Origin of the sequence: Amphritea sp. (genome assembly GCF_016744155.1) — a bacterium.
Classification (GTDB): Bacteria; Pseudomonadota; Gammaproteobacteria; order Pseudomonadales; family Balneatricaceae; genus Amphritea.
The window spans coordinates 1-20,376 of sequence record NZ_JADGEW010000012.1 but is presented as its reverse complement, the minus strand read 5'-3'; the positions used below and the strand labels follow the sequence as shown (position 1 = coordinate 20,376).

16 protein-coding genes and 1 tRNA gene are annotated in these 20,376 nt (G+C 48.2%); 7 read left to right on the top strand and 10 right to left on the bottom strand.

Going from position 1 to position 20,376, the window contains the following annotated elements; translation table 11 throughout:
• The first annotated feature begins 48 nt into the window (after positions 1–48).
• Positions 49–1,398, top strand: a complete 1,350-nt coding sequence (mgtE, locus tag QZZ54_RS10730; RefSeq protein ID WP_290702586.1) for a magnesium transporter — start codon at positions 49–51, stop codon at positions 1,396–1,398.
• Between the two features lie 27 nt (positions 1,399–1,425).
• A complete protein-coding gene (gene yjgA / locus QZZ54_RS10725) occupies positions 1,426–1,959 on the top strand; it encodes a ribosome biogenesis factor YjgA (protein WP_290702585.1) in 534 nt (177 codons plus the stop codon).
• A gap of 37 nt (positions 1,960–1,996) precedes the next feature.
• On the opposite strand, the gene QZZ54_RS10720 is transcribed toward yjgA, so the two are convergent.
• The 6 genes from QZZ54_RS10720 to QZZ54_RS10695 form a co-directional block, all read right to left on the bottom strand.
• Positions 1,997–5,980, bottom strand: coding sequence for a YhdP family protein (locus tag QZZ54_RS10720; RefSeq protein ID WP_290702583.1), 3,984 nt, complete (start codon positions 5,978–5,980; stop codon positions 1,997–1,999).
• 2 nt (positions 5,981–5,982) lie between these two features.
• Positions 5,983–7,467, bottom strand: coding sequence for a ribonuclease G (gene rng, locus QZZ54_RS10715; RefSeq protein ID WP_290702581.1), 1,485 nt, complete (start codon positions 7,465–7,467; stop codon positions 5,983–5,985).
• A gap of 126 nt (positions 7,468–7,593) precedes the next feature.
• Positions 7,594–8,232 (bottom strand): Maf family protein, encoded by a 639-nt coding sequence (locus QZZ54_RS10710; protein WP_290702579.1) that lies wholly within the window; start codon positions 8,230–8,232, stop codon positions 7,594–7,596.
• A 21-nt stretch (positions 8,233–8,253) separates the two neighbouring features.
• Positions 8,254–8,739 (bottom strand): rod shape-determining protein MreD, encoded by a 486-nt coding sequence (mreD, locus tag QZZ54_RS10705; protein WP_290702577.1) that lies wholly within the window; start codon positions 8,737–8,739, stop codon positions 8,254–8,256.
• Positions 8,729–9,628, bottom strand: a complete 900-nt coding sequence (gene mreC, locus QZZ54_RS10700) for a rod shape-determining protein MreC (RefSeq protein WP_290702777.1) — start codon at positions 9,626–9,628, stop codon at positions 8,729–8,731. The genes mreD and mreC overlap by 11 nt, the downstream gene beginning before the upstream one ends.
• Before the next feature lie 79 nt (positions 9,629–9,707).
• The gene (locus QZZ54_RS10695) at positions 9,708–10,751 is read right to left on the bottom strand and encodes a rod shape-determining protein (protein ID WP_290702575.1); all 1,044 of its coding nucleotides are present in this window, start codon (positions 10,749–10,751) and stop codon (positions 9,708–9,710) included.
• Positions 10,752–10,907: 156 nt separating this feature from the next.
• On the opposite strand from QZZ54_RS10695, the gene gatC reads away from it, so the two are divergent.
• The 4 genes from gatC (at position 10,908) to msrA (ending at position 14,890) form a co-directional block, all read left to right on the top strand.
• Positions 10,908–11,195 carry an Asp-tRNA(Asn)/Glu-tRNA(Gln) amidotransferase subunit GatC gene (gatC, locus tag QZZ54_RS10690; protein ID WP_290702573.1) on the top strand — a complete coding sequence of 96 codons (288 nt, stop codon included), beginning with the start codon at positions 10,908–10,910 and terminating at the stop codon, positions 11,193–11,195.
• A gap of 39 nt (positions 11,196–11,234) precedes the next feature.
• The gene (gatA, locus tag QZZ54_RS10685; RefSeq protein ID WP_290702571.1) at positions 11,235–12,683 is read left to right on the top strand and encodes an Asp-tRNA(Asn)/Glu-tRNA(Gln) amidotransferase subunit GatA; all 1,449 of its coding nucleotides are present in this window, start codon (positions 11,235–11,237) and stop codon (positions 12,681–12,683) included.
• 103 nt (positions 12,684–12,786) lie between these two features.
• Positions 12,787–14,241 (top strand): Asp-tRNA(Asn)/Glu-tRNA(Gln) amidotransferase subunit GatB, encoded by a 1,455-nt coding sequence (gene gatB / locus QZZ54_RS10680; protein ID WP_290702569.1) that lies wholly within the window; start codon positions 12,787–12,789, stop codon positions 14,239–14,241.
• 178 nt (positions 14,242–14,419) lie between these two features.
• A complete protein-coding gene (msrA, locus tag QZZ54_RS10675) occupies positions 14,420–14,890 on the top strand; it encodes a peptide-methionine (S)-S-oxide reductase MsrA (RefSeq protein ID WP_290702567.1) in 471 nt (156 codons plus the stop codon).
• A gap of 66 nt (positions 14,891–14,956) precedes the next feature.
• Here msrA and QZZ54_RS10670 read toward each other — a convergent pair whose 3' ends face one another.
• Both QZZ54_RS10670 and QZZ54_RS10665 read right to left on the bottom strand, forming a co-directional pair.
• Complete coding sequence (locus tag QZZ54_RS10670) at positions 14,957–15,280, bottom strand: aldehyde dehydrogenase family protein (RefSeq protein ID WP_290702776.1); 324 nt, start codon at positions 15,278–15,280, stop codon at positions 14,957–14,959.
• A 19-nt stretch (positions 15,281–15,299) separates the two neighbouring features.
• Positions 15,300–17,327: an NADPH-dependent 2,4-dienoyl-CoA reductase gene (locus QZZ54_RS10665; protein WP_290702565.1), complete on the bottom strand. Its 2,028-nt coding sequence runs from the start codon at positions 17,325–17,327 to the stop codon at positions 15,300–15,302.
• 135 nt (positions 17,328–17,462) lie between these two features.
• Between QZZ54_RS10665 and QZZ54_RS10660 the strand changes: the two genes are divergently transcribed.
• Positions 17,463–18,083: a TetR/AcrR family transcriptional regulator gene (locus QZZ54_RS10660; RefSeq protein ID WP_290702563.1), complete on the top strand. Its 621-nt coding sequence runs from the start codon at positions 17,463–17,465 to the stop codon at positions 18,081–18,083.
• Positions 18,084–18,461: 378 nt separating this feature from the next.
• On the opposite strand, the gene hpaD is transcribed toward QZZ54_RS10660, so the two are convergent.
• Positions 18,462–19,388, bottom strand: a complete 927-nt coding sequence (gene hpaD / locus QZZ54_RS10655) for a 3,4-dihydroxyphenylacetate 2,3-dioxygenase (protein ID WP_290702561.1) — start codon at positions 19,386–19,388, stop codon at positions 18,462–18,464.
• Positions 19,389–20,191: 803 nt separating this feature from the next.
• Positions 20,192–20,268: transfer RNA gene (locus tag QZZ54_RS10650), tRNA-Met, on the bottom strand.
• Between the last annotated feature and the right edge of the window lie 108 nt (positions 20,269–20,376).

Here is a 20,376-nt window from a genome sequence, read left to right as displayed (position 1 = left end):
AACCGGTATACTACACATGTCTGTCATCTGTCTGACCGGGGTCCGGCCATGAACGCCAACACAACCGAGAGCGAACTAGATAAGCTGAATACAGCTCTCGAAGAGGGCGCTTTCAGACAGATCCGTTATACCCTGAATAAAACGCTTCGCCCCTCAGAAGTCGCTCACCTGATTGAAAAGTCACCGCCTAAGGAGCGAAAGCTGCTCTGGAGCATGATTCATAAAGATATTGAGGCGGAAGTACTTCAAGATCTGGGTGATGATGTACAGGCTGAGATACTCAGCCAAATGGAGACCGCAGAGGTGCTGGCGATCTCCGAAGCGCTCGAAACAGACGACCTTGCAGATATGATGCAGCAGTTACCAGAAACGGTGATGCACGAACTGCTGCGCTCAATGGATCACCAAAACCGGGAACGGGTTGAGAAAGTACTCTCCTATCCAGAAGACACTGCCGGTGGTCTGATGAATACGGACACTATCACCATTCGTCCGGATATCACCGTTGAAGCAGCGCTGCGATACCTTCGTCGGCACGATGAACTGCCTGAAATGACCGACAGCCTTTTTGTTGTCAGCCGAAAGGGTAGCTATATCGGCAGCCTCCCCTTGACCCGTATGCTCGTAAGCGATCCTAGCAGCACTGTCCGGGAGATGATGGTAACAGACAAACCGCCAATCGCTGCAACGATGGAAGATACCAAAGTTGCCCTATTGTTCGAGCAGGAAGATCTGGTATCAGCCCCCGTAGTCGATGAAAAAAACCAACTACTCGGACGTATTACCATTGATGACGTAGTAGATGTAATTCGGGAAGATGCCGATCACTCACTGATGAGCATGGCAGGTCTGGATGAGGATGAAGACACCTTCGCTCCGATAATGAAAACCACCCGTCGTAGAGCTGTTTGGCTGGGCATCAACCTGATTACAGCCTTCCTCGCTTCCGCTGTCATCGGCATTTTTGAAGAAACCATTGGTAAAGTAGTCGCTTTAGCAGTACTGATGCCAATTGTTGCCAGTATGGGCGGCATTGCTGGCAGCCAAGTGTTAACATTGATGATTCGCGGTCAGGCACTGGGCCATGTTGAGCGTTCCAATGCTGGCTGGCTGCTTAACCGTGAGATAATAGTCGGGTCACTCAACGGAATACTCTGGGCTCTGGTGATCGCGGTAATTTCGACACTCTGGTTTCAGGATATAACCCTCGGCATCATCATCGCCTGTGCTATTATTATCAACCTGTTTGCCGCTGCGCTTGCGGGTACTTTACTGCCAATCATCCTTAAATCCTGGGGCATAGACCCCGCGCTGGCTGGCAGTGTTTTATTGACTACAATTACTGATGTAGTTGGTTTTTTTGCGTTCCTTGGTCTGGCTACCTTTTTCTATAGCTAGCGTTTCCAGACTACAAAAGAGATCTATATGAGTCAGAATGACAATTTCCAACCCGACGACAACGAATTCGATGAAGACTTTGTGTCAAAAAGCCAGCGTAAGCGGGATATGGACAAGCTACAAGCCCTGGGTGCCAGACTGCCAGAGCTGAACAAAGAACAGCTGGCTAAAGTACCTTTGGGCGACATGCTCCGCCAGGCTGTAGAAGAAGCTCAACGCCTTAAGCCTCGCTCTGAAGCAACCAGACGACAGATGCAGTACATTGGCCGGTTAATGCAAGCGGAAGATGCTGATGCTATTCAAGCAGCAATAGAACGTTTTGAGGCTGGCAAACAAGCCCACATGCAGATATTCCATAAACTGGAGCGCTGGCGAGACCGTCTGATTCTGGGTGACAATAGCGATCTTCAGGCTTATCTGGATGACGATCCGGGTGCCGATATCCAACACCTGCGTCAGCTACTTAGAAACGCAAAAAAAGAAGCCAGTCTTGATAAGCCGCCGGCCGCATCAAGAAAGCTGTTCAAGTACCTTCGCGCCCGCGCGGAAGACCGGTTGTAGAAAACACAATCCATTAAGTAGTCGGGCTTACTGTAACTTAATTAGATTTCGTTTCAGGATTTACTTTCGTGTTCTGCTGGAGCAACTCAACCTTAGGGTCGCTCCAGTCACCTTGCATAGTATAAGTCACAGTCGCAAACTTCTTCTTAACTTTGTCACCCACCAGCTTATCCAGAAGAAAGGCTAAGCCAGCAATCTGCGGCGAGCCAAGCAATACCGCCGCAAAGGGAAGGTTATCCGTCACGGGCAGGGTAACTGCCATCTGCTGATCCACCGTCTCTTTAACCAGATCAATATCACCGCTCATCGCCATATCCAGCGACGGTCCACGCATAACAAAGGGCGACTTAGCCGTAGAGGTAGCGACACCCTTTTTAATGAGATAATCGCCCTCCATCCGATCAAAGCTGACACCTTTAGCAAACAGATCTGCAAAATCCAGCTTAAGCCGTCGCCCCAATGCATTCATATTCAAAATACCGAACACCCGTAAAAAACCAGCAGCCCCTCCGGATTCTATCAGCCGACCCTCGCGGGCATTAAACTTCGCAGCTCCATCGACATTAGCCAACTCATATTCCCAGGGCGCTCCAGGCCAGTTAAGTTGCAAATTAGCCCCGAACTTTTTCGTTTCCAATACCTTTTCATAGCCAGCACTTTCCAGGCTCTTACCTAAATTTTTCGCTGCAATAACCAAATTCAGTTCACTAAGACTTGGCACGCCGGGGCGCCAAATAATATTTCCTTTGGCATTAAACTCAGGTAGTTGACCGACAACATTCTCGATATGGGTCTGCCCCTCACGGGTACGAACATTGAAATTCCACTGACCCCAGTTTTTCCCTTTAATGGTGAGATCTCTAACATCAATATCCAGATCAGGAATTGAACCCGGTTGCGGAGAATCAACACGCCGAGCCACTTCCACAACCCCTTCGGTCGCTTCATCAATCATCGGCGGAGCGCCCGTCTCTAACGGCAACGGAAGCGATTTTACAATGCTATCGGATGGCAACATAGCATCGAGATTCAAATGATCAAACAATAGATTAGACGCGATGGCATCGTCGTCAGGAATACTAACCAGTACTTTAATTTCCTCACCAGTTAGCCCTACAGCCCAACCACTACCTTCTCGTTCAAGTCGGACCTTGACCTGGCTCATCTGAAGCTCTGAATAACTCAGCTTCGCTATATCAACATTCAGCTGTACTGGAACAATCTCTGGAGTATTGGCTCTATCAGCCTCTCCCCCGATAATTTGCATCCCCTGCAACATATTCCGCAGTTGATCGTAATCCAGCTGCTGCAACTTTCCATCCACCACCAGCCCGGAAAAATTAGTCGGTCTGGCATCTGCACCGCCTAAGACGAGATGCCCTTTACTGAGTTGATTGTTCTCCAGTTGCAACCAAGCGCTTAGCTGCTTTCCAAGCTTAAGATTAAATGTCTGCGGTGATTCAAAGTCAGTACGCAACAACAGAGGCACCACTTCACCTGCCGCTTTGCTAAAGGGAGCAATCAGATTCAGATAGGTTTTCTTAAGATCGGAGCGAACCGTTAACCCGGAACAATCAGAACGGATACAAATATCCAGTTCAGCGTCAAAAGTCTGGTCCCCTTCCGCCAGCGCTAACAGATCTAAGCCACTCCACTCGCGCAATTGTTTGATTTTAATTCCAGATTTAAGCCGGGTACGAATAATTTCAGCCTTGCCGCTGCCGTTGGTTTTAATTTCAGCACTCAAGGGATGACCAAAAAACATTCCGGTAAGTGGCTCAGAATATAAGCCCCTGTCATTACGATAACCAATCAGGCCCGACAGTTTATCAAAACTCAGCTTACGCTTTTCTGACTTTAGTTTCAGATCTGAAAAGCGGCTACTGACATCAATACCAGGCTCCCCGCCATTCAATGGAATCAGTAATTTCAGCTTAGTGTCAGACAGCCCGGTGAGCTGCCAGCCTGCCAACTCTTTGCTGTTGCCTATCAGCGGACTCTCTACCAAAGTCCTACCGATATCTGCACTGTCTCCTGATAAATCAGCAAGTAAACTTAGGTTGTGCGAACCCGGTGGCAGATAGACCCAGCCATGCCCGATCTCACTATTATAGATTCGTCCGTCGCTCACATTTATCGAAAATCCCTGATCACGCAACAACAACGAGGCATCAACACCGCTCACTGCAGGCCAGCCAGACTGATAGTCAACAGTAGCATCCGCTACATCCATGAACAGTTGCACTGTAGGCGGCTCAAGAGAAGGAATCCCCCGAGTACCGGTATGAAGCATAAAGCCGCCCTGATTAATGTGCCCATGCTTAATCGCTTGCGCTACCCAGGATTTAATACCCGGATCGATCTGATGATCAGGAATAAGCTCCGGTGCCAGACTTCCATCAGATCCTTTTACGCCAATCAACAAAGTCAGCTCACTCTGAATCTCGGGTTCCAGTGGCAGATAGAGACTCCAACGCCCATTGGCGTTTATGCCCTGTTTTTTTACTTCAGCATGCTCACTGCTAAGATGCAGAATATTCTCTGCCAAACTGAAGTGAGTGACCCCTCTTGCGGAAGTAAACTCCCAACCGTTATCAAACACTTCGGGGAAGTGCAGACCCAGGTTATCGCTCTGAAGATCAATACGCCCCTGCAGGCCCGACGCCCCGTACTCTAGCTGTAGCAAACCATCGATACCCGCCATTGCAGGAGCACCATAAACAGCAGCAAAACCTACTTGCTGAAGATCAGCCTTAAAATTGAGGTTAGTCCAGTCTTGCGGCTCTTTCGCTAGCTTCTCTGCTATTGCATCACCCGAAACATCCGGCCATTCCAGCGCAAAATTCCGCACTTTCCCTACTGGGGCCACCTGATTTATCACATTTTTTAACGCTTCGGGCACCCAACCTTGAGGCCCTATAAATTCGGTTATCGATTTAAGATCAAACTCAGTCAATGCGATAGAAGCAATCTGCCCTTGGTTTCGATTTACCACTAACTGCGGTACCGATAACGGCTGTTGGTTTATTAGCGCAGAAAACTCATTGACCTGTAACTGAAACTCTCTTCGCGCCGGCTGCAACAGGATAAATTCAGTAGACAGGTCCTGTACCTCAAGGGAAGGCAAAAGATCATTTCCGGTGACCAGTTTCAGATTATCCGTATCCAGGCTGCCAAACATGCGCGTCAAACGCCCCTTTGACCAATTCCCCCAAACCTCAGCACCCAGCTCTAGCTGTTCAAGCCCTGTCGGCACAGGGAATAGCTCCCGCGCGGCATCAAGCAACGATGTATCAACGCCAGCCAGCTTAAGGTAAAAATCAAAGTTAGTTGTTTTAGGATCGAACTGATAACTGTCAGACTCAATTTTCATTATCGCAGCAACTTTGCGCTGCTCATGAGTGATCAACAGCTCACCAGAAAAATGATGCTGCCGCTGACTGTTCTCAAGATTGATACTGTCGCTCTGTAACAGCAGCTGCTTTCCAGAAGGCAGTGTCAGATCAATCTGCGTATCGTAGAAAAAGATATGTGGCTGTAACCACAAAGCACCCAGCGGATCAGCTGTTGATGTCTGTGGCTTTTTTTCAGAAGCTGCTGTTGAATCTTGCCCTTGCGGCTTAGGCCAGCTGACTAGCTTCGCTTCAGTATGGAGAGACCAGAGCTCAACTTTACTCAGTATTGGCTGCCACTTCAAAAGACTCGATACAGGATTCAGCCCCAGTACCAACTGACCCACTTCAACCCGACCGATATTCTGCGACCGGTGGTCAGCTATAACCACATCCTGAATCAACAGCGTTGGAAAACGCCCTTCCCAGCTAGCGTTAATATCACCAATACTAACTTCAGTTCGCAAGCGACCACTGAGGTACTGCTCAATATCTTCACGGTAATCCCAGACAGCAGGCAAAAACTGTCGCACAACCACCGTTAGCAACGCTACCAATAGAATAGCAAAGACCAGAAACCAGCCAATCCAGCGGTTCAGTACTCTTAAAAGCGTTCCAATGGAGGACACAATTACTTCAGCACCACGTCATATTGCTCAGGGCCATACATCGGCTCCACTTGGAAACGAACCGTCTTAGCGATAAAGGCTTCCAACTCTGCAACATGATCAGAGACTTCATCAAGTAACATCGCCACAACCTGATCAGAAGCAAGTACCAAATAGGAATCCGTATCATAAGCCCGGTGTTGCCGCAGAATTTCCCGAAAGATCTCGTAGCATACGGTTTCAGGAGTTTTAACTGAACCGCGTCCCTGACAGTGACTGCAAGGTTCACATAGAATATGTTCCAGGCTTTCACGGGTACGCTTACGAGTCATTTCAACTAAACCTAACTCAGAAACACCCGTCACCTTGCATTTCACATGGTCCTTTTCTAACACTCGTTCAAGTGTACGCAACACCTGCCGCTGATGATCTTCATCGAGCATATCGATGAAATCAATAATAATAATACCGCCCAGGTTGCGCAGCCTCAGTTGCCGACCGATCGCCGTTGCCGCTTCGAGGTTGGTTTTAAAGATAGTTTCTTCAAGATTTCGGTGACCAACATAACCACCTGTATTGATATCCACCGTGGTCATCGCTTCGGTCTGATCGAATATTAAATAACCACCAGACTTCAATTCAACTTTACGACCCAGCGCTTTTTGAATCTCTTCCTCAATGTTATAGAGGTCAAATATCGGTCGTTCACCAGGATAATATTCCAGAATATTACTAATCTCTGGCACTAACGCTTCAGCAAACTGTTGTGAGCGCTGATAGGTCTCTTTAGAATCGACCCGGATACGTTCAACCCCTGCGTGGGCCATATCCCTCAACGCTCGCATGTTCAGAGGCAAGTCTTCATAGATACAGGAGGGAGCACCGAACTCACCAATTTTTCGATTGATTGAATCCCACAACCGACAAAGAAACAAAATATCCTGCTTCAGCTCAGCTTCACACACCCCTTCAGAGACAGTTCGGAGTATAAAGCCACCCACTTTGGTATTCAGATCTTCCAGGCTGGCAACTACTTCCTCAACCATAGCCCGCAGGCGATCACGTTCATCGTTATCTTCGATTCTCTGAGATATACCAATATGCTCATTACCTGGCATATACACCAGATAACGGGATGGAATAGAAATATTAGTCGTAAGACGCGCGCCCTTAGTCCCCAGCGGATCTTTAGTGACCTGAACAACCAAAGACTGGCCTTCACGCAACAAACGGTTGATTGTCAGGCTACTCTTTCCATTACCGGAACTTTCATCTCCTTCAGGATGCTGCAGTTCATCGACATGAATAAATGCAGCTCGCTCAAGCCCTATATCAACGAATGCAGCTTGCATCCCCGGAAGAACCCTGACCACCTTTCCTTTATAAATATTACCAACAATCCCTCGCCGCTCAGCCCGCTCGACATAGATTTCCTGCGGCATACCATTTTCAATAACCGCTACCCGTGTCTCAATCGGGGTAAAGTTAATAAGAATCTCTTCACTCATATTCCATTCCCAGGTGACCTGATTGTGGGCCCCGTCAGTAATCTGTATACGCCGCAGTCTGCTGGAATAGCTGACCGGGTCAAAAGCCAAATCTGTACAAAACTTAAAAAACTACAGTCACGCGAATTATAAACTCAAATCCCGCCATACACCGATGCCAAAAGATTCAAGAAGCACTGCAGTTTCTGCCAACGGCAAACCGACAACCGCAGAGTAACTACCTTTTATATTAACAACAAACACTGCTCCAAGTCCCTGAATTCCATAAGCACCGGCCTTATCTTTTGGCTCTCCGCTATCCCAGTACTGTTCGCACTGCAACCGACTCAAGTTACGAAAACTAACTTCTGTAGTGACTACCTGACTGAGGATTCGTTCCCTATCCACTACTGCAACAGCCGTCATCACCTGATGCTTATTACCGGATAGCTGCGTTAACATACCTATTGCATCGTCTTTACCGGTAGGCTTACCCATGATCCGGCCATTAGAAACCACTACAGTATCAGCCCCCATTACCACTGAGTCAGCGCCCGCTTTCTGAAACCCAGCTTGAGCTTTCTCCCGCGCTAACCGCTCAACAAACTGACTGGGAACTTCATTAGACCCAGGGACTTCAGGAATATCCACCGGATTTACGATGCAAGGCACACCAATCTGCTGCAGAAGCTCCAGACGACGGGGAGACGCAGAAGCGAGAATTAATACAGGCTGCTTTTGTTCAACTTCAGGTAGTTCAAAACTGGAATTATTAGAATCGATCATTGGCAGACCACCCACTCAAAATTAGGCAACCCTGAATGTTCTGCGCAACCCTCTAAGGATGACAAACAACCAGGGCCATAGGATTGCACTTATCAACGCGGGTAGCAGGAAAATTAAGGTATCACTGCGGGTGCCCATCAGGTTGTGTACCCAGTTGAAAATCAATTGATTGATGCCTACAAGCATCATCACCATAATCGCCTGCTGTACCAATGGAAACATCCGCAAGCGCTTGTATAGCAACAGGGTCAGATAGGCAATAATCAGCAGAGAAATTACGTTTAAGCCCATCGGACTGCCTTTAATCAGATCTAGCCCAAGCCCAACCAACGCCGCAGTCCCCAGCCCAACTCGCTCCGGCAATGCCATTACCCAGTAGATCAGAATCATAGCCACCCATTCCGGCCTAAACCATTCCGCAAATTGAGGCAGAGGTATCTGGCTGAGCATATACCCCAGTAAGAAAGTCGCCAGAATAATAGACCCTCCTCCACGCTTACTGCTCACCGTTACTCTCCGATGTTTCGATGCCCACCTGTTCTGGCGTGACTTTCTCAGGGATTGCCTGTTCAAGATCTGCCGGTAATTCAGTTACCTGGGGGATATCTACCAACAAAATGTGACGGCTCTTATTCAACATCGCTGCTGGTTGAGCTTTAACAATAGAAAAAGGCTGTCCTGGATCTCGCTGAACACTGGAAACTCGAGCTACCGGATACCCCTGGGGAAAGCGCCCCCCTAATCCAGAAGAAACCAGCAGATCACCTTCACGAATATCGGCGGTATCAGGCACATGTACTAACTCTAATTGATTTATAGAGCCATTACCTAATGCGATTGAACGAAAACCGTTTCGATTTACTTCAACAGGAATAGCATGACGGGAATCGGTAATCAGCATCGCTCGACTGGTATAATGGCTCACTTCAACAATCTGCCCCATAATGCCACCGGAATCGAGAACAGCCTGCCCTACATAAGCATGGTCTTCCGATCCTCGGTTTAGAACAATCTGATGCTGAAACGGATCAGGGTTTACCCCGATCAACTCCGTTAAAAAGACATCCTGATCAAGCCGTTGTCGACCATCAAGCAACTCTCGCAAACGGACATTCGCTGCAGTGAGAGAGGCCATTTGCTGCACGCGCTGTTTCAGCAACAATGCTTCCTGTCGCAAACGACGATTTTCATCCGTTAACTGACTACGGGTCACCAAAACATCACTGAGCTCATCTGCTACTTGCGCTGGAGCATCTACAATCCATTGCACAGGAGTAATCAACAAAGATAGGTAGGAGCGAGTCTGATTCATTTTGGACCAATTAAGATCCAGCACGATCAGTATGATAGATAGAACCAACAAAACGATAAAGCGGGTCCGTAGGGACCCGCTAATGAAGATGCTAGCGATGGAACACCTCCAGTCGAAGCTGTTCCTTTACTCTTGAAAGATCAACCATTCAATTTATTCAGACTTATTCAAAGGTCAGTAACTCAAATGCGTGCTTATCAAGCAATTCGAGAGCTCGACCGCCGCCACGGGCAACACAGGTCAGCGGATCTTCAGCAACGATTACCGGTAAGCCGGTCTCTTCACTAATCAGCTTATCCAGGTTACGCAGCAATGCACCACCACCGGTCAGTACAATACCGCGCTCAGCAATATCAGAAGCCAGCTCAGGTGGACACTGTTCCAGCGCACTTTTTACCGACTGTACAATCGCAGACAGAGGTTCCTGTAGTGCTTCCATGATCTCATTACTATTGAGAGTAAAACTACGGGGAATACCTTCTGCAAGGTTACGTCCACGCACATCAATCTCAAAAGTTTCAGAGGTAGGATATGCGGTGCCTATTTCCTGTTTAATCCGCTCAGCCGTCGCATCACCGATCAAGCTACCGTAGTTACGACGGATATAGGTAACAATACCTTCATCAAAACGATCACCACCTACGCGAACTGATTCAGCGTAAACAATACCGTTAAGTGAAATAATTGCGATTTCAGTAGTTCCACCGCCAATATCCACAACCATCGAACCGTTTGCTTCATCAACTGGCAGTCCTGCGCCGATCGCTGCCGCCATCGGCTCTTCAATCAGATAAACCTCACGGGCTCCTGCGCCCATTGCTGACTCTTTAATCGCGCGACGTTCAACCTGTGTCGACTGACAGGGAACGCATACCAGAACCCGCGGGCTTGGTGTTAGCCAACTATTATCATGTACTTTACTAATAAAGTGCTGAAGCATCTTTTCAGTCACATGGAAATCTGCGATAACGCCATCTTTCATCGGCCGAATAGCCGTAATATTTCCTGGAGTACGACCCAGCATCCGTTTTGCATCAGTGCCAACAGCAGCAACGGTTTTCTGTGCGCCATTTTGACTTAGCCGGATGGCAACTACGGAGGGCTCGTTCAGAACAATGTCCTTATCGCGAACATAAATCAGGGTATTTGCAGTGCCTAAATCGATAGAGAGGTCACTGGAAAAAAGCCCACGAATTTTCTTAAACATTGGTTGTCCGCCTTAGATTGTGCACCCGCACATTCACTTGATCTAAAAAACAGGCCCACTGTAGCAACGGCGGGGATTTTGGGCAAGCTGCAAATGTGTTAACGTACCCCTTTATTTAGTTATCTGACCAAATACCACAGCAATGAGAATTCAATCATGTCTTTAGACCGCACTGACGTCGAAAAGATCGCTCATCTGGCGCGATTAGACATCGCCGAACAGGATATTCAGGAATACGCTGAAAACCTGACCGACATTCTTGATCTTGTCGACCAGATGCAAGCCGTAGATACAACGGATATCAAACCGATGGCCCATCCTATGGATGCTATTCAGCGTTTACGCATCGACGAAGTAACGGAGGGCAATCAGCGCGACCAGCTGCAGACTGTAGCTCCCGCCGTTGAAGCCGGGCTCTTTCAGGTTCCTAAAGTAATCGAATAACCCCGAACCAAACACCTGTTTTAAGGAACGATTAACATTATGTTTGAGAAAACACTCGCCGAGCTGGCGCAGGGGTTAGCAAGCGGTGAATTCAGCAGTGTTGAGCTGACCCGCAGCTACCTTGACCGTATCAAGGCCGAAGATGGCGCACTAAACAGTTTCATCACTGTTACCGAGACACAGGCACTGGCACAGGCTGAAGCAGCCGATCAGCGCCGCGCCGCAGGAGATGCACACGCCTTTACTGGCCTGCCTATCGCCCATAAAGATATCTTCTGCACCCAGGGAGTACGCACCAGCTGCGGTTCCCGGATGCTGGATAACTTTATCTCTCCCTACAACGCCACTGTCATAGACAACTTTAATACTGCCGGCGCTGTAAGCCTCGGCAAGACCAATATGGATGAGTTCGCTATGGGCTCTTCTAACGAGTCCAGTTTCTATGGCCCTGCCCGTAACCCATGGAATAACGACTGTGTACCCGGTGGATCATCCGGTGGGTCAGCAGCGGCCGTAGCCGGGCGTCTCGCCCCTGCCGCTACAGGTACTGACACCGGTGGTTCGATCCGACAGCCAGCAGCACTTTGCGGTATCACCGGACTGAAACCGACCTACGGCCGGGTTTCTCGCTATGGCATGATCGCTTACGCCTCATCACTGGATCAGGGCGGCCCTATGGCCCGCACCGCTGAAGATAACGCAATGATGCTTAATGTCATGGCGGGCTTCGACCCCAAAGACTCAACCAGTATCGATAAAGCGGTGCCGGATTATACTCTGACGCTAAACAACTCCCTTAAAGGGCTAAAAATAGGCCTACCTAAAGAGTTTTTCTCCGGAGAGATTGATCCTCAGATCACTGCACAGGTTCAGAGCGCCATTCGCGAGTTCGAAGCACTTGGGGCGACAGTCAAAGAGATCAGCCTGCCAAATACTCATCTGGCGATTCCTGCTTACTACATCATTGCACCGGCTGAAGCCTCCTCAAACCTCTCCCGATTTGACGGCGTTCGCTATGGTCACCGTTGTGAAGATCCAGCTAACCTGGAAGATATGTACAAACGCAGCCGTGGCGAAGGCTTTGGAGAAGAAGTTAAACGCCGCATTATGGTGGGTACCTACGCACTTTCTGAAGGTTTTTACGATGCTTACTACAAGAAAGCACTGCAGATTCGTCGCCTGATTCAGCAGGATTACGTTAACGCTCTTGCTGAAGTTGATATCATTATGGGGCCAACCACGCCGCACCCGGCCTTTAAACTGGGAGAAAAATCCTCCGATCCGATTGCAATGTATATGGAAGATATTTTCACCATCTCCCTGAACCTTGCTGGTATGCCGGGGATGTCGATCCCATGTGGCTTTACTAACGGGCTTCCCGTAGGTCTGCAGTTGATCGGAAACTACTTTGCTGAAGAGCGTCTGCTAAACGCAGCGCACCAGTTCCAACAGGCAACCGACTGGCATAAGCAGACACCTGCAAGCTAAACGCTCAGACACAGCTCTCATATGTAGAGCGGGTTGTAACAGAATTTAACGCAGTATCATTTGTTCGAGTACGTACAAATGGCTGCAAGAAGAGGTTTACAAGATGGAATGGGAAGCAGTCATCGGGCTTGAGATTCACGCCCAACTGGCGACTAAGTCCAAAATATTCTCCGGAGCCAGCACCGCCTTTGGTGCCGAACCAAATACACAGGCATGCGCCGTTGATCTGGCTCTGCCAGGTACCCTGCCGGTATTTAATGCTGAGGCTCTGCGAATGGCAGTCATGTTCGGTGTCGCTATTGACGCTGAAATTGGCCACATCTCGGTATTTGACCGTAAGAATTACTTCTATCCGGATCTGCCAAAAGGCTATCAAACCAGCCAGTTATTCCATCCTATCGTCGGCATTGGCCATATCGATATCGAGCTGGAGGATGGCACCACTAAGCGGATCGGCGTTACCCGGGCACATCTTGAGGAGGATGCAGGCAAATCCCTCCATGAAGAATTCCCGAGCATGACCGGTATCGACCTTAACCGGGCCGGAACACCTCTGCTGGAAATCGTATCCGAGCCGGATATGCGCAGCGCTGAGGAAGCCGTCGCTTACGTTAAAAAGATTCACGCTATCGTAACGAATCTAGGCATCTGTGACGGCAACATGGCTGAAGGCTCCTTCCGTTGTGACTGTAACGTCTCCGTACGACCCAAAGGTGAAGAAAAGCTGGGTAACCGTACCGAGTCTAAAAACATCAACTCCTTCCGCTTTATTGAAAAAGCGATTAAAGGCGAGATTGTCCGTCAGATCGATCTGATTGAAGATGGCCACACCATCACTCAGGAAACCCGCCTGTACGACGCCAACAAAGATGAAACCCGTTCTATGCGAAGCAAGGAAGAAGCCAACGATTACCGGTACTTCCCCTGCCCTGACCTACTGCCGATCGTCATCGATGATGAATATGTAGAGCAAATTCGCAGCTGCTTGCCGGAGCTACCGGATGCCCGTAAAGCTCGCTTCCTTGAGCAGTTCAAACTGAGCGACTACGACGCAATGGTACTATCTGCCTACCGAGAGCTGGGCGGTTATTTTGAAACCGTGGCTAATACCGCAGGCGATGCAAAACTGGCAGCCAACTGGGTAATGGGAGAACTGTCAAAGCATCTGAATCAGAACGATACTGATATCACCGTATCTCCCGTCACCGCTGAGATGCTGGGTGGATTGCTACTGCGCATCAAAGACAACACCATCACTGGTAAAATTGCCAAACAAGTATTTGAAGCGATGTGGGCTGGTGATGGTAACGCTGATGAAGTTATTGAAGCCAAAGGCCTGAAGCAGGTAACGGATACTGGTGCTATCGAGTCGCTGGTAGATGATGTTATCGCCGCAAACCAAACTCAGGTAGATCAATACGTCAACGCTGAACCAGAAAAACGCGGCAAGATGATCGGCTTCTTCATGGGTAAGGTAATGCAGGCCTCCCAGGGTAAAGCAAACCCGGGACAGGTACAGGGGCTGCTAAAGCAGAAACTGGATGCGTTAGCTAACTAAAGACCCAACTAAGAAAACAAAACCGGTCTGGCTATAAGAAGCCAGACCGGTTTTTTTTACACTATAAGTATCCAAAAAGGTAATATTCCGTCTAAAATTTAGATTAAGCTAACAGAACTATTTATTAGGAACTTTTGTCTTAATAGGGATATGTTAAGACATGAACAGGAGCAGTCGCATGCCAACCGCAACATTTGCCGCAGGATGCTTTTGGGGAGTTGAGTCTCGCTTTGCCAGCACAGCCGGAGTTACATCAACCGCTGTCGGCTATATGGGCGGACATAAAACAGACCCTACTTACCAGGATGTCTGCAATAGAACGACTGGACATGCAGAAGTGGTACAGCTGGAGTTTGACGATCAACAAGTTAGTTACGATACTTTGTTAGATATCTTCTGGCAGATGCATGACCCCACCACTCTGAACCGTCAAGGGCCCGATATTGGTGATCAATACAGATCCGCTATTTACTACCACGACGATCACCAACGTATCATGGCGGAACAAAGCTTAGTTGTACTGGATAAAAGTGGTATTTTTGGTAACCCCATCATTACCGAGATTACCCCTGCCCCCCAGTTCTGGCGCGCAGAAGAGTACCATCAGCAATACCACGCCAAAAATGGCCCCGGTGGCTGTTCAATCTGAAAAATCTTAGTCTAATACTCGGTGGAAAGAAGCAACATAGTCGCTTCTTTCCTTCAGGCTATACTCTTACCTGGTAATTTTCAGGGTATGAAGTGAAGTACATTCTTCCAAGCCATAACGGCCAAATTCAACACCGATACCCGATTGCTTTATGCCACCAAAAGGCGCATCTGGCTGTATATCACCGTGGGAGTTCACCCAGGAGGTACCGCACTCGAAACGCTTTGCCAGTTCTGCCGCCGTCTTGATCTTGGCTGACCAGATCGAACCACCCAAACCATTTGGGTTATCATTTGCAAGCGCAATCCCCTGCTCAACATCGCTGAACTTAATGATCGGCAAGATAGGACCAAGCTGCTCCTGATCTACTAAAAGATCCCCGTTATCCAGGCCAGCAACAATAGATAACTCAGATTTCTGCAGCCAGTCGGGTGCCCTGATCTATTGCTCGCTTGGCATCCAACTCAGTGGCCAGGTCTGCTCCACCAATCAGGTGAAACGGCTTTTCCAGTCCCACTGTCAACTCCCGCAACGATTCCTGTCCAGCACAGAGAATAACGTTATCCACCTCCAGCAGCCTAGCCTCACCATTCACTGTCAGGTGTAAGCCTGCTTCATCAATTCGGTGATATTCGCAACCGGATAACATCTCGACCTGACGTTTTTTCAAACCCAGCCGGTGCGCCCAGCCAGTGGTTTTCCCCAACCCATTACCCACCTTAGAGGCTTTACGCTGCAACAGATAAACCTGTCGAGCTGCAGGCTCTGGAGCGGGCTGAACACCCTTTACGCCTCCCCGGGCTTGCAGACTCATATCCACACCCCATTCGCGCATAAACGCAGGAATATCCTGACTGGTTGATACGCCCTGATGGGTCAGATATTCGCTGATATCGAAACCAATTCCTCCGGCACCAATTACAGCGACCGAATCCCCTACAGCAGCCCCCCTAATCACATCCAGGTAATTTAAAACTTTAGGATGGTTGCTACCTTCAATATTGGGAACTCGTGGAGTAATACCGGTGGCGATGACGATCTCATCGAAATCACTCTGCTGTAACTCATCCATTGTTACCCGTTGCCCCAGCTTGAGCGTCACACCATCCAGCTCTATTCGACGACTGAAATAGCGCAGGGTTTCGCTAAATTCCTCCTTACCCGGAATCTGCTTAGCTATATTAAACTGCCCACCAATCTCAGCAGCTGAATCGAACAGAGTCACCTCATGACCTCGCTGAGCCGCACTGGTAGCAAAGGCAAGACCCGCAGGGCCTGCTCCGATAACCGCCAGTTTTTTTGGATTATCTGTTGTGATAATCTGCAACTCAGTTTCATGACAGGCGCGGGGATTAACCAGGCAGCTGGCCTGCTTACCGGCAAAGATGTGATCCAGACAGGCCTGATTACATCCGATACAAGTATTGATCTCGTCGCTACGTCCCTCTGCTGACTTGAGGACAAACTCGGGGTCTGCTAAAAACGGCCGGGCCATCGACACCATGTCCGCATCCCCACGTGCCAGCACCTCCTCAGCTACCTCCGGCATATTGATCCGATTAGACGTAATCACTGGAACAGTGAGCGCCTGACGTACCTTAGCGGTGGCCCAGGTGAATGCTGCCCGGGGCACTTTAGTCGCGATGGTCGGGATACGTGCTTCATGCCAACCGATACCGGTATTGATGATGGTAACCCCTGCCTGCTCAATCGCTTTTCCTAAGGTGACTACCTCTTCGTAACTACTACCATCTTCTATCAGATCAAGCATCGACAGTCTGAAAATGATAATGAAATCTGTTCCGACCCTCTGCCGTACTCGCTTCACCACCTCAACAGCAAAACGGATACGATTATCATAGTCGCCACCCCAGTCATCATCTCGTTGATTAGTACGAAGGGCTATAAACTGATTAATAAAGTAGCCCTCTGACCCCATCACCTCAACGCCATCATAACCAGCCTGCTGGGCAAGACCGGCGCACTGCACAAAATCCTCTATCTGCTGTTCAATCTCTTCAACTGTTACTTCATGGGGTGGAAAGGGATTGATCGGCGCCTGTACCGCAGAGGGAGCAATGAGTTTTGGATTATAGGCGTAGCGCCCGGTATGGAGAATCTGCATGCAGATCTTACCGCCATCTGCATGTACCCTGTCAGTAACTATCCGATGATTTTCGACATCCTTCTCAGTAGCCATCTGAGCGGCACCAATAAACACCCCACCTTCTTGATTCGGCGCAATACCACCGGTCACAATCAGGCCAACCCCACCTCTGACCCGCTCAGCATAGAAAGCGGCCATGCGTTCAAAACCGTTCGGTGCTTCTTCCAGGCCTAGATGCATAGAACCCATCAACACCCTATTTTTTAGCGTAGTAAAACCCAGATCAAGGGGGGCAAGCAGATGGGGATAACCGGTTGAAGGACCGCTCATTTCAGATTCCTCACTCTTTTTATGCTGTTATTTTAGCTGCTTACTCTCTTATCAAACTGACAAAAAAGCAAACTAGACAGCGTCAAGATAAAACGATATTTTGACACTGTCAAGATTGATTGTTAAATTGCCCGAATGAAACAGACAGACTCCGCATCAGTATCCCGCAATTACCATCACGGCGATCTCTACCAATCACTGCTGTTTACGGCCACAGAGATGATTGCAGAAGGAGGCACCGAAAGCCTTTCAATGCGCAAACTTGCTGACCGTGTAGGCGTATCCCGGACCGCTCCCTACCACCACTTCAAAGATAAAAATGCGCTACTCTGTGCAATAGCAGAACAGGGGTTTGAACGGGTCGAAAAGCTACTTCATGAGGTACGAATCAAGGAAGAATCAGAATCTCTGGCGATGATTTTCACTCAGTATGTGCATACTTATATTGAACTCGCCTATAAGCACCGAGAACAATATGACCTAATGTTTGGCCGCGAAATCTGGCGCAACGGCACACCGACTGAATCGCTTCATAACAGATCTCGTCAACACTTCAAAAGCTGGCTCAAATGGATAGAGCATCTATGCGATGAGAAGGTTCTTCACGTTGGCGACTCAACACTACGAACAGCACAGGTATGCTGGGCTACGCTTCACGGGCTCTGCCGGCTGTTCAATGATGGAATCTATACTGAGCAAAGCCACTTAGATGAGATGGTCGATACCGCAGTAAACATGATGCTAAAAAACACTTAAGCCCCCCCTAAACACAATGCCTTTCAACCAAAGAGCATTGTTTATACCGATGATGGAAAATTAACTAAATTAAGTTTCAGCACCATCAGAGTGGCAAAATGGCAAGAACTATAGAATCAATACACCTGCATGTCAGAAAACTGTTATGCCGACATGCAAAAGTAGAAACAAACTAGCGGATTCATTCTACTTTCAGCCAGGAACCGCTGATTCAGAATAGATTATCAACTTAAGAATAGACTCCCTTCTAGAGAGATTCTTCTCCAAACCCCGTTAAAAAACCTTTTAAATACTCTCTATAAAAAACCACAAAAAAGGCTCGCAACAGCGAGCCTTTTTACATTCACGAGAAACCCAACAGGCCTCTAATTAAACTATTTATAAGCGACTTGAACCTGGTTCAAAGCTCGAAGTTTTCGATGCCTGTGGCCCTGGAACGGCAGACCCATCCTGCTCAGTAACCGGGAAGACACAGTTAATCTGACCCGTACCAGAGCTACCGAAATATGGTGTCAGGACTTCAGACTTACCTTCATAATCTGACCACCCCAGAGCACCCAGCATCATCGCTGTATCATGCATAAAGCCTTCACCGTGACCTTTAGCCGCATATTCAGGCAACATCTCACAGAAAGTATTCCAGTCTCCACGCTTCCACATCTCAACCACTTCATGATCCAGCGTCTCCAGGAACGGGCTCCAAACTTTGTTAGCAAACTCAGGTGCCTGACCATTCTGGGCAAAACGATGAGACAAAGAACCGCTGGCCAAAAACGCTACCGTACCATCGTAATGTTTTTCAATGGCTTCACGCATTGCCCAACCCAGACGAGCGGAATCATTCAGATAATGAACCGTACACAAAGCAGAAACAGAGATAACCTTGAAGTGGCGGTCTTCATTCATATAGCGCATAGGAACAATAGTGCCGTATTCCGGCCCCAGCGAAGTCTTATCATGGGCAAGCGTTTCTACGCCTTGCTGGGTGCACTCATCAGCAAGAATTTTACCCAGCTCAGGATTACCATCATATTCAAACTCCATATTAGAGATGAAGTGTGGCAACTCTCCACTGGTGTAGTTGCCTTTGAAGTGGGGCGCGCAATTAATGTGGTAGTTAGCATTCACCAACCAGTGCGTATCAAAGACAACAATGGTATCGACACCCAGCTCCCTGCAACGCTTTCCAATTTCAATATGCCCATCGATAGCTGACTGGCGTGAACCTTTTTGCGGACCGTCAAGCTCAGATAGATACATGCTTGGAACGTGCGTAATTTTCGCAACCAGTGCCAGTTTACCCATTTCAGTTTCCTCTTATTTCTATTATATGCAGACTGCTGCTAAGCATATCAGGCTGACAAATCAGTATAGATTAATCCCTACCCGGCAAGCCAAAATAAGTGTAGCGGCCCACTGACAGCGATCAATTTTATATCTTCATTTTGTTAACATATTAACTAATTTGCAATAGTTATTACAACAAATAATCTTGTCGATTATCCACACCAAGATGAAAAACTCATAACCGATTGATCTATTGGATTTTTCTTACACCTGAAAATAGCGAGCCTTCCCACCCATATTAACAGCTGAGCCCGGCACCCGATCTTCAAACAGACCTCAAACTACAGGCAAAACAAAAGACATGTCATTACGACACACCTTTAATTATTACGTTGGTAGCGGGAGCCAGATTTGAACTGACGACCTTCCCGAGCGTTTATGAACAGCCGAGCCCGACGTCTTTCTGCTTTTTAAACCACTTTATTTTGCGCAAAAAAAGGCGCATCTTTCGGCACACCTCTGATTATTACGTTGGTAGCGGGGGCCAGATTTGAACTGACGACCTTCCTGCCCTTATAAAGAGCCGAGCCCGACGCTTTCTCGCTCTATTTCACCAAGGGACTTTGCTTTATCTCAGGCACAAAAAAAGGCGCATCTTTCGACACACCTCTGATTATTACGTTGGTAGCGGGGGCCAGATTTGAACTGACGACCTTCCCGAGCGTTTATAAACAGCTGAGCCCGACGTCTTTCTGCTTTTTTAACCACTTTATTTTGCGCAAAAAAAAGACCAACCTTACGGCTAGTCTGATTTTATACGTTGGTAGCGGGGGCCAGATTTGAACTGACGACCTTCGGGTTATGAGCCCGACGAGCTACCAGGCTGCTCCACCCCGCATCAACGTGGGGCGTATACTACATACGAGATCCCTTCTTGGCAAACGATTTTAAAGAAAAATATATAAATAATTCAAGCAGCTTAAAATCATCTTAATAAGTTGTATAT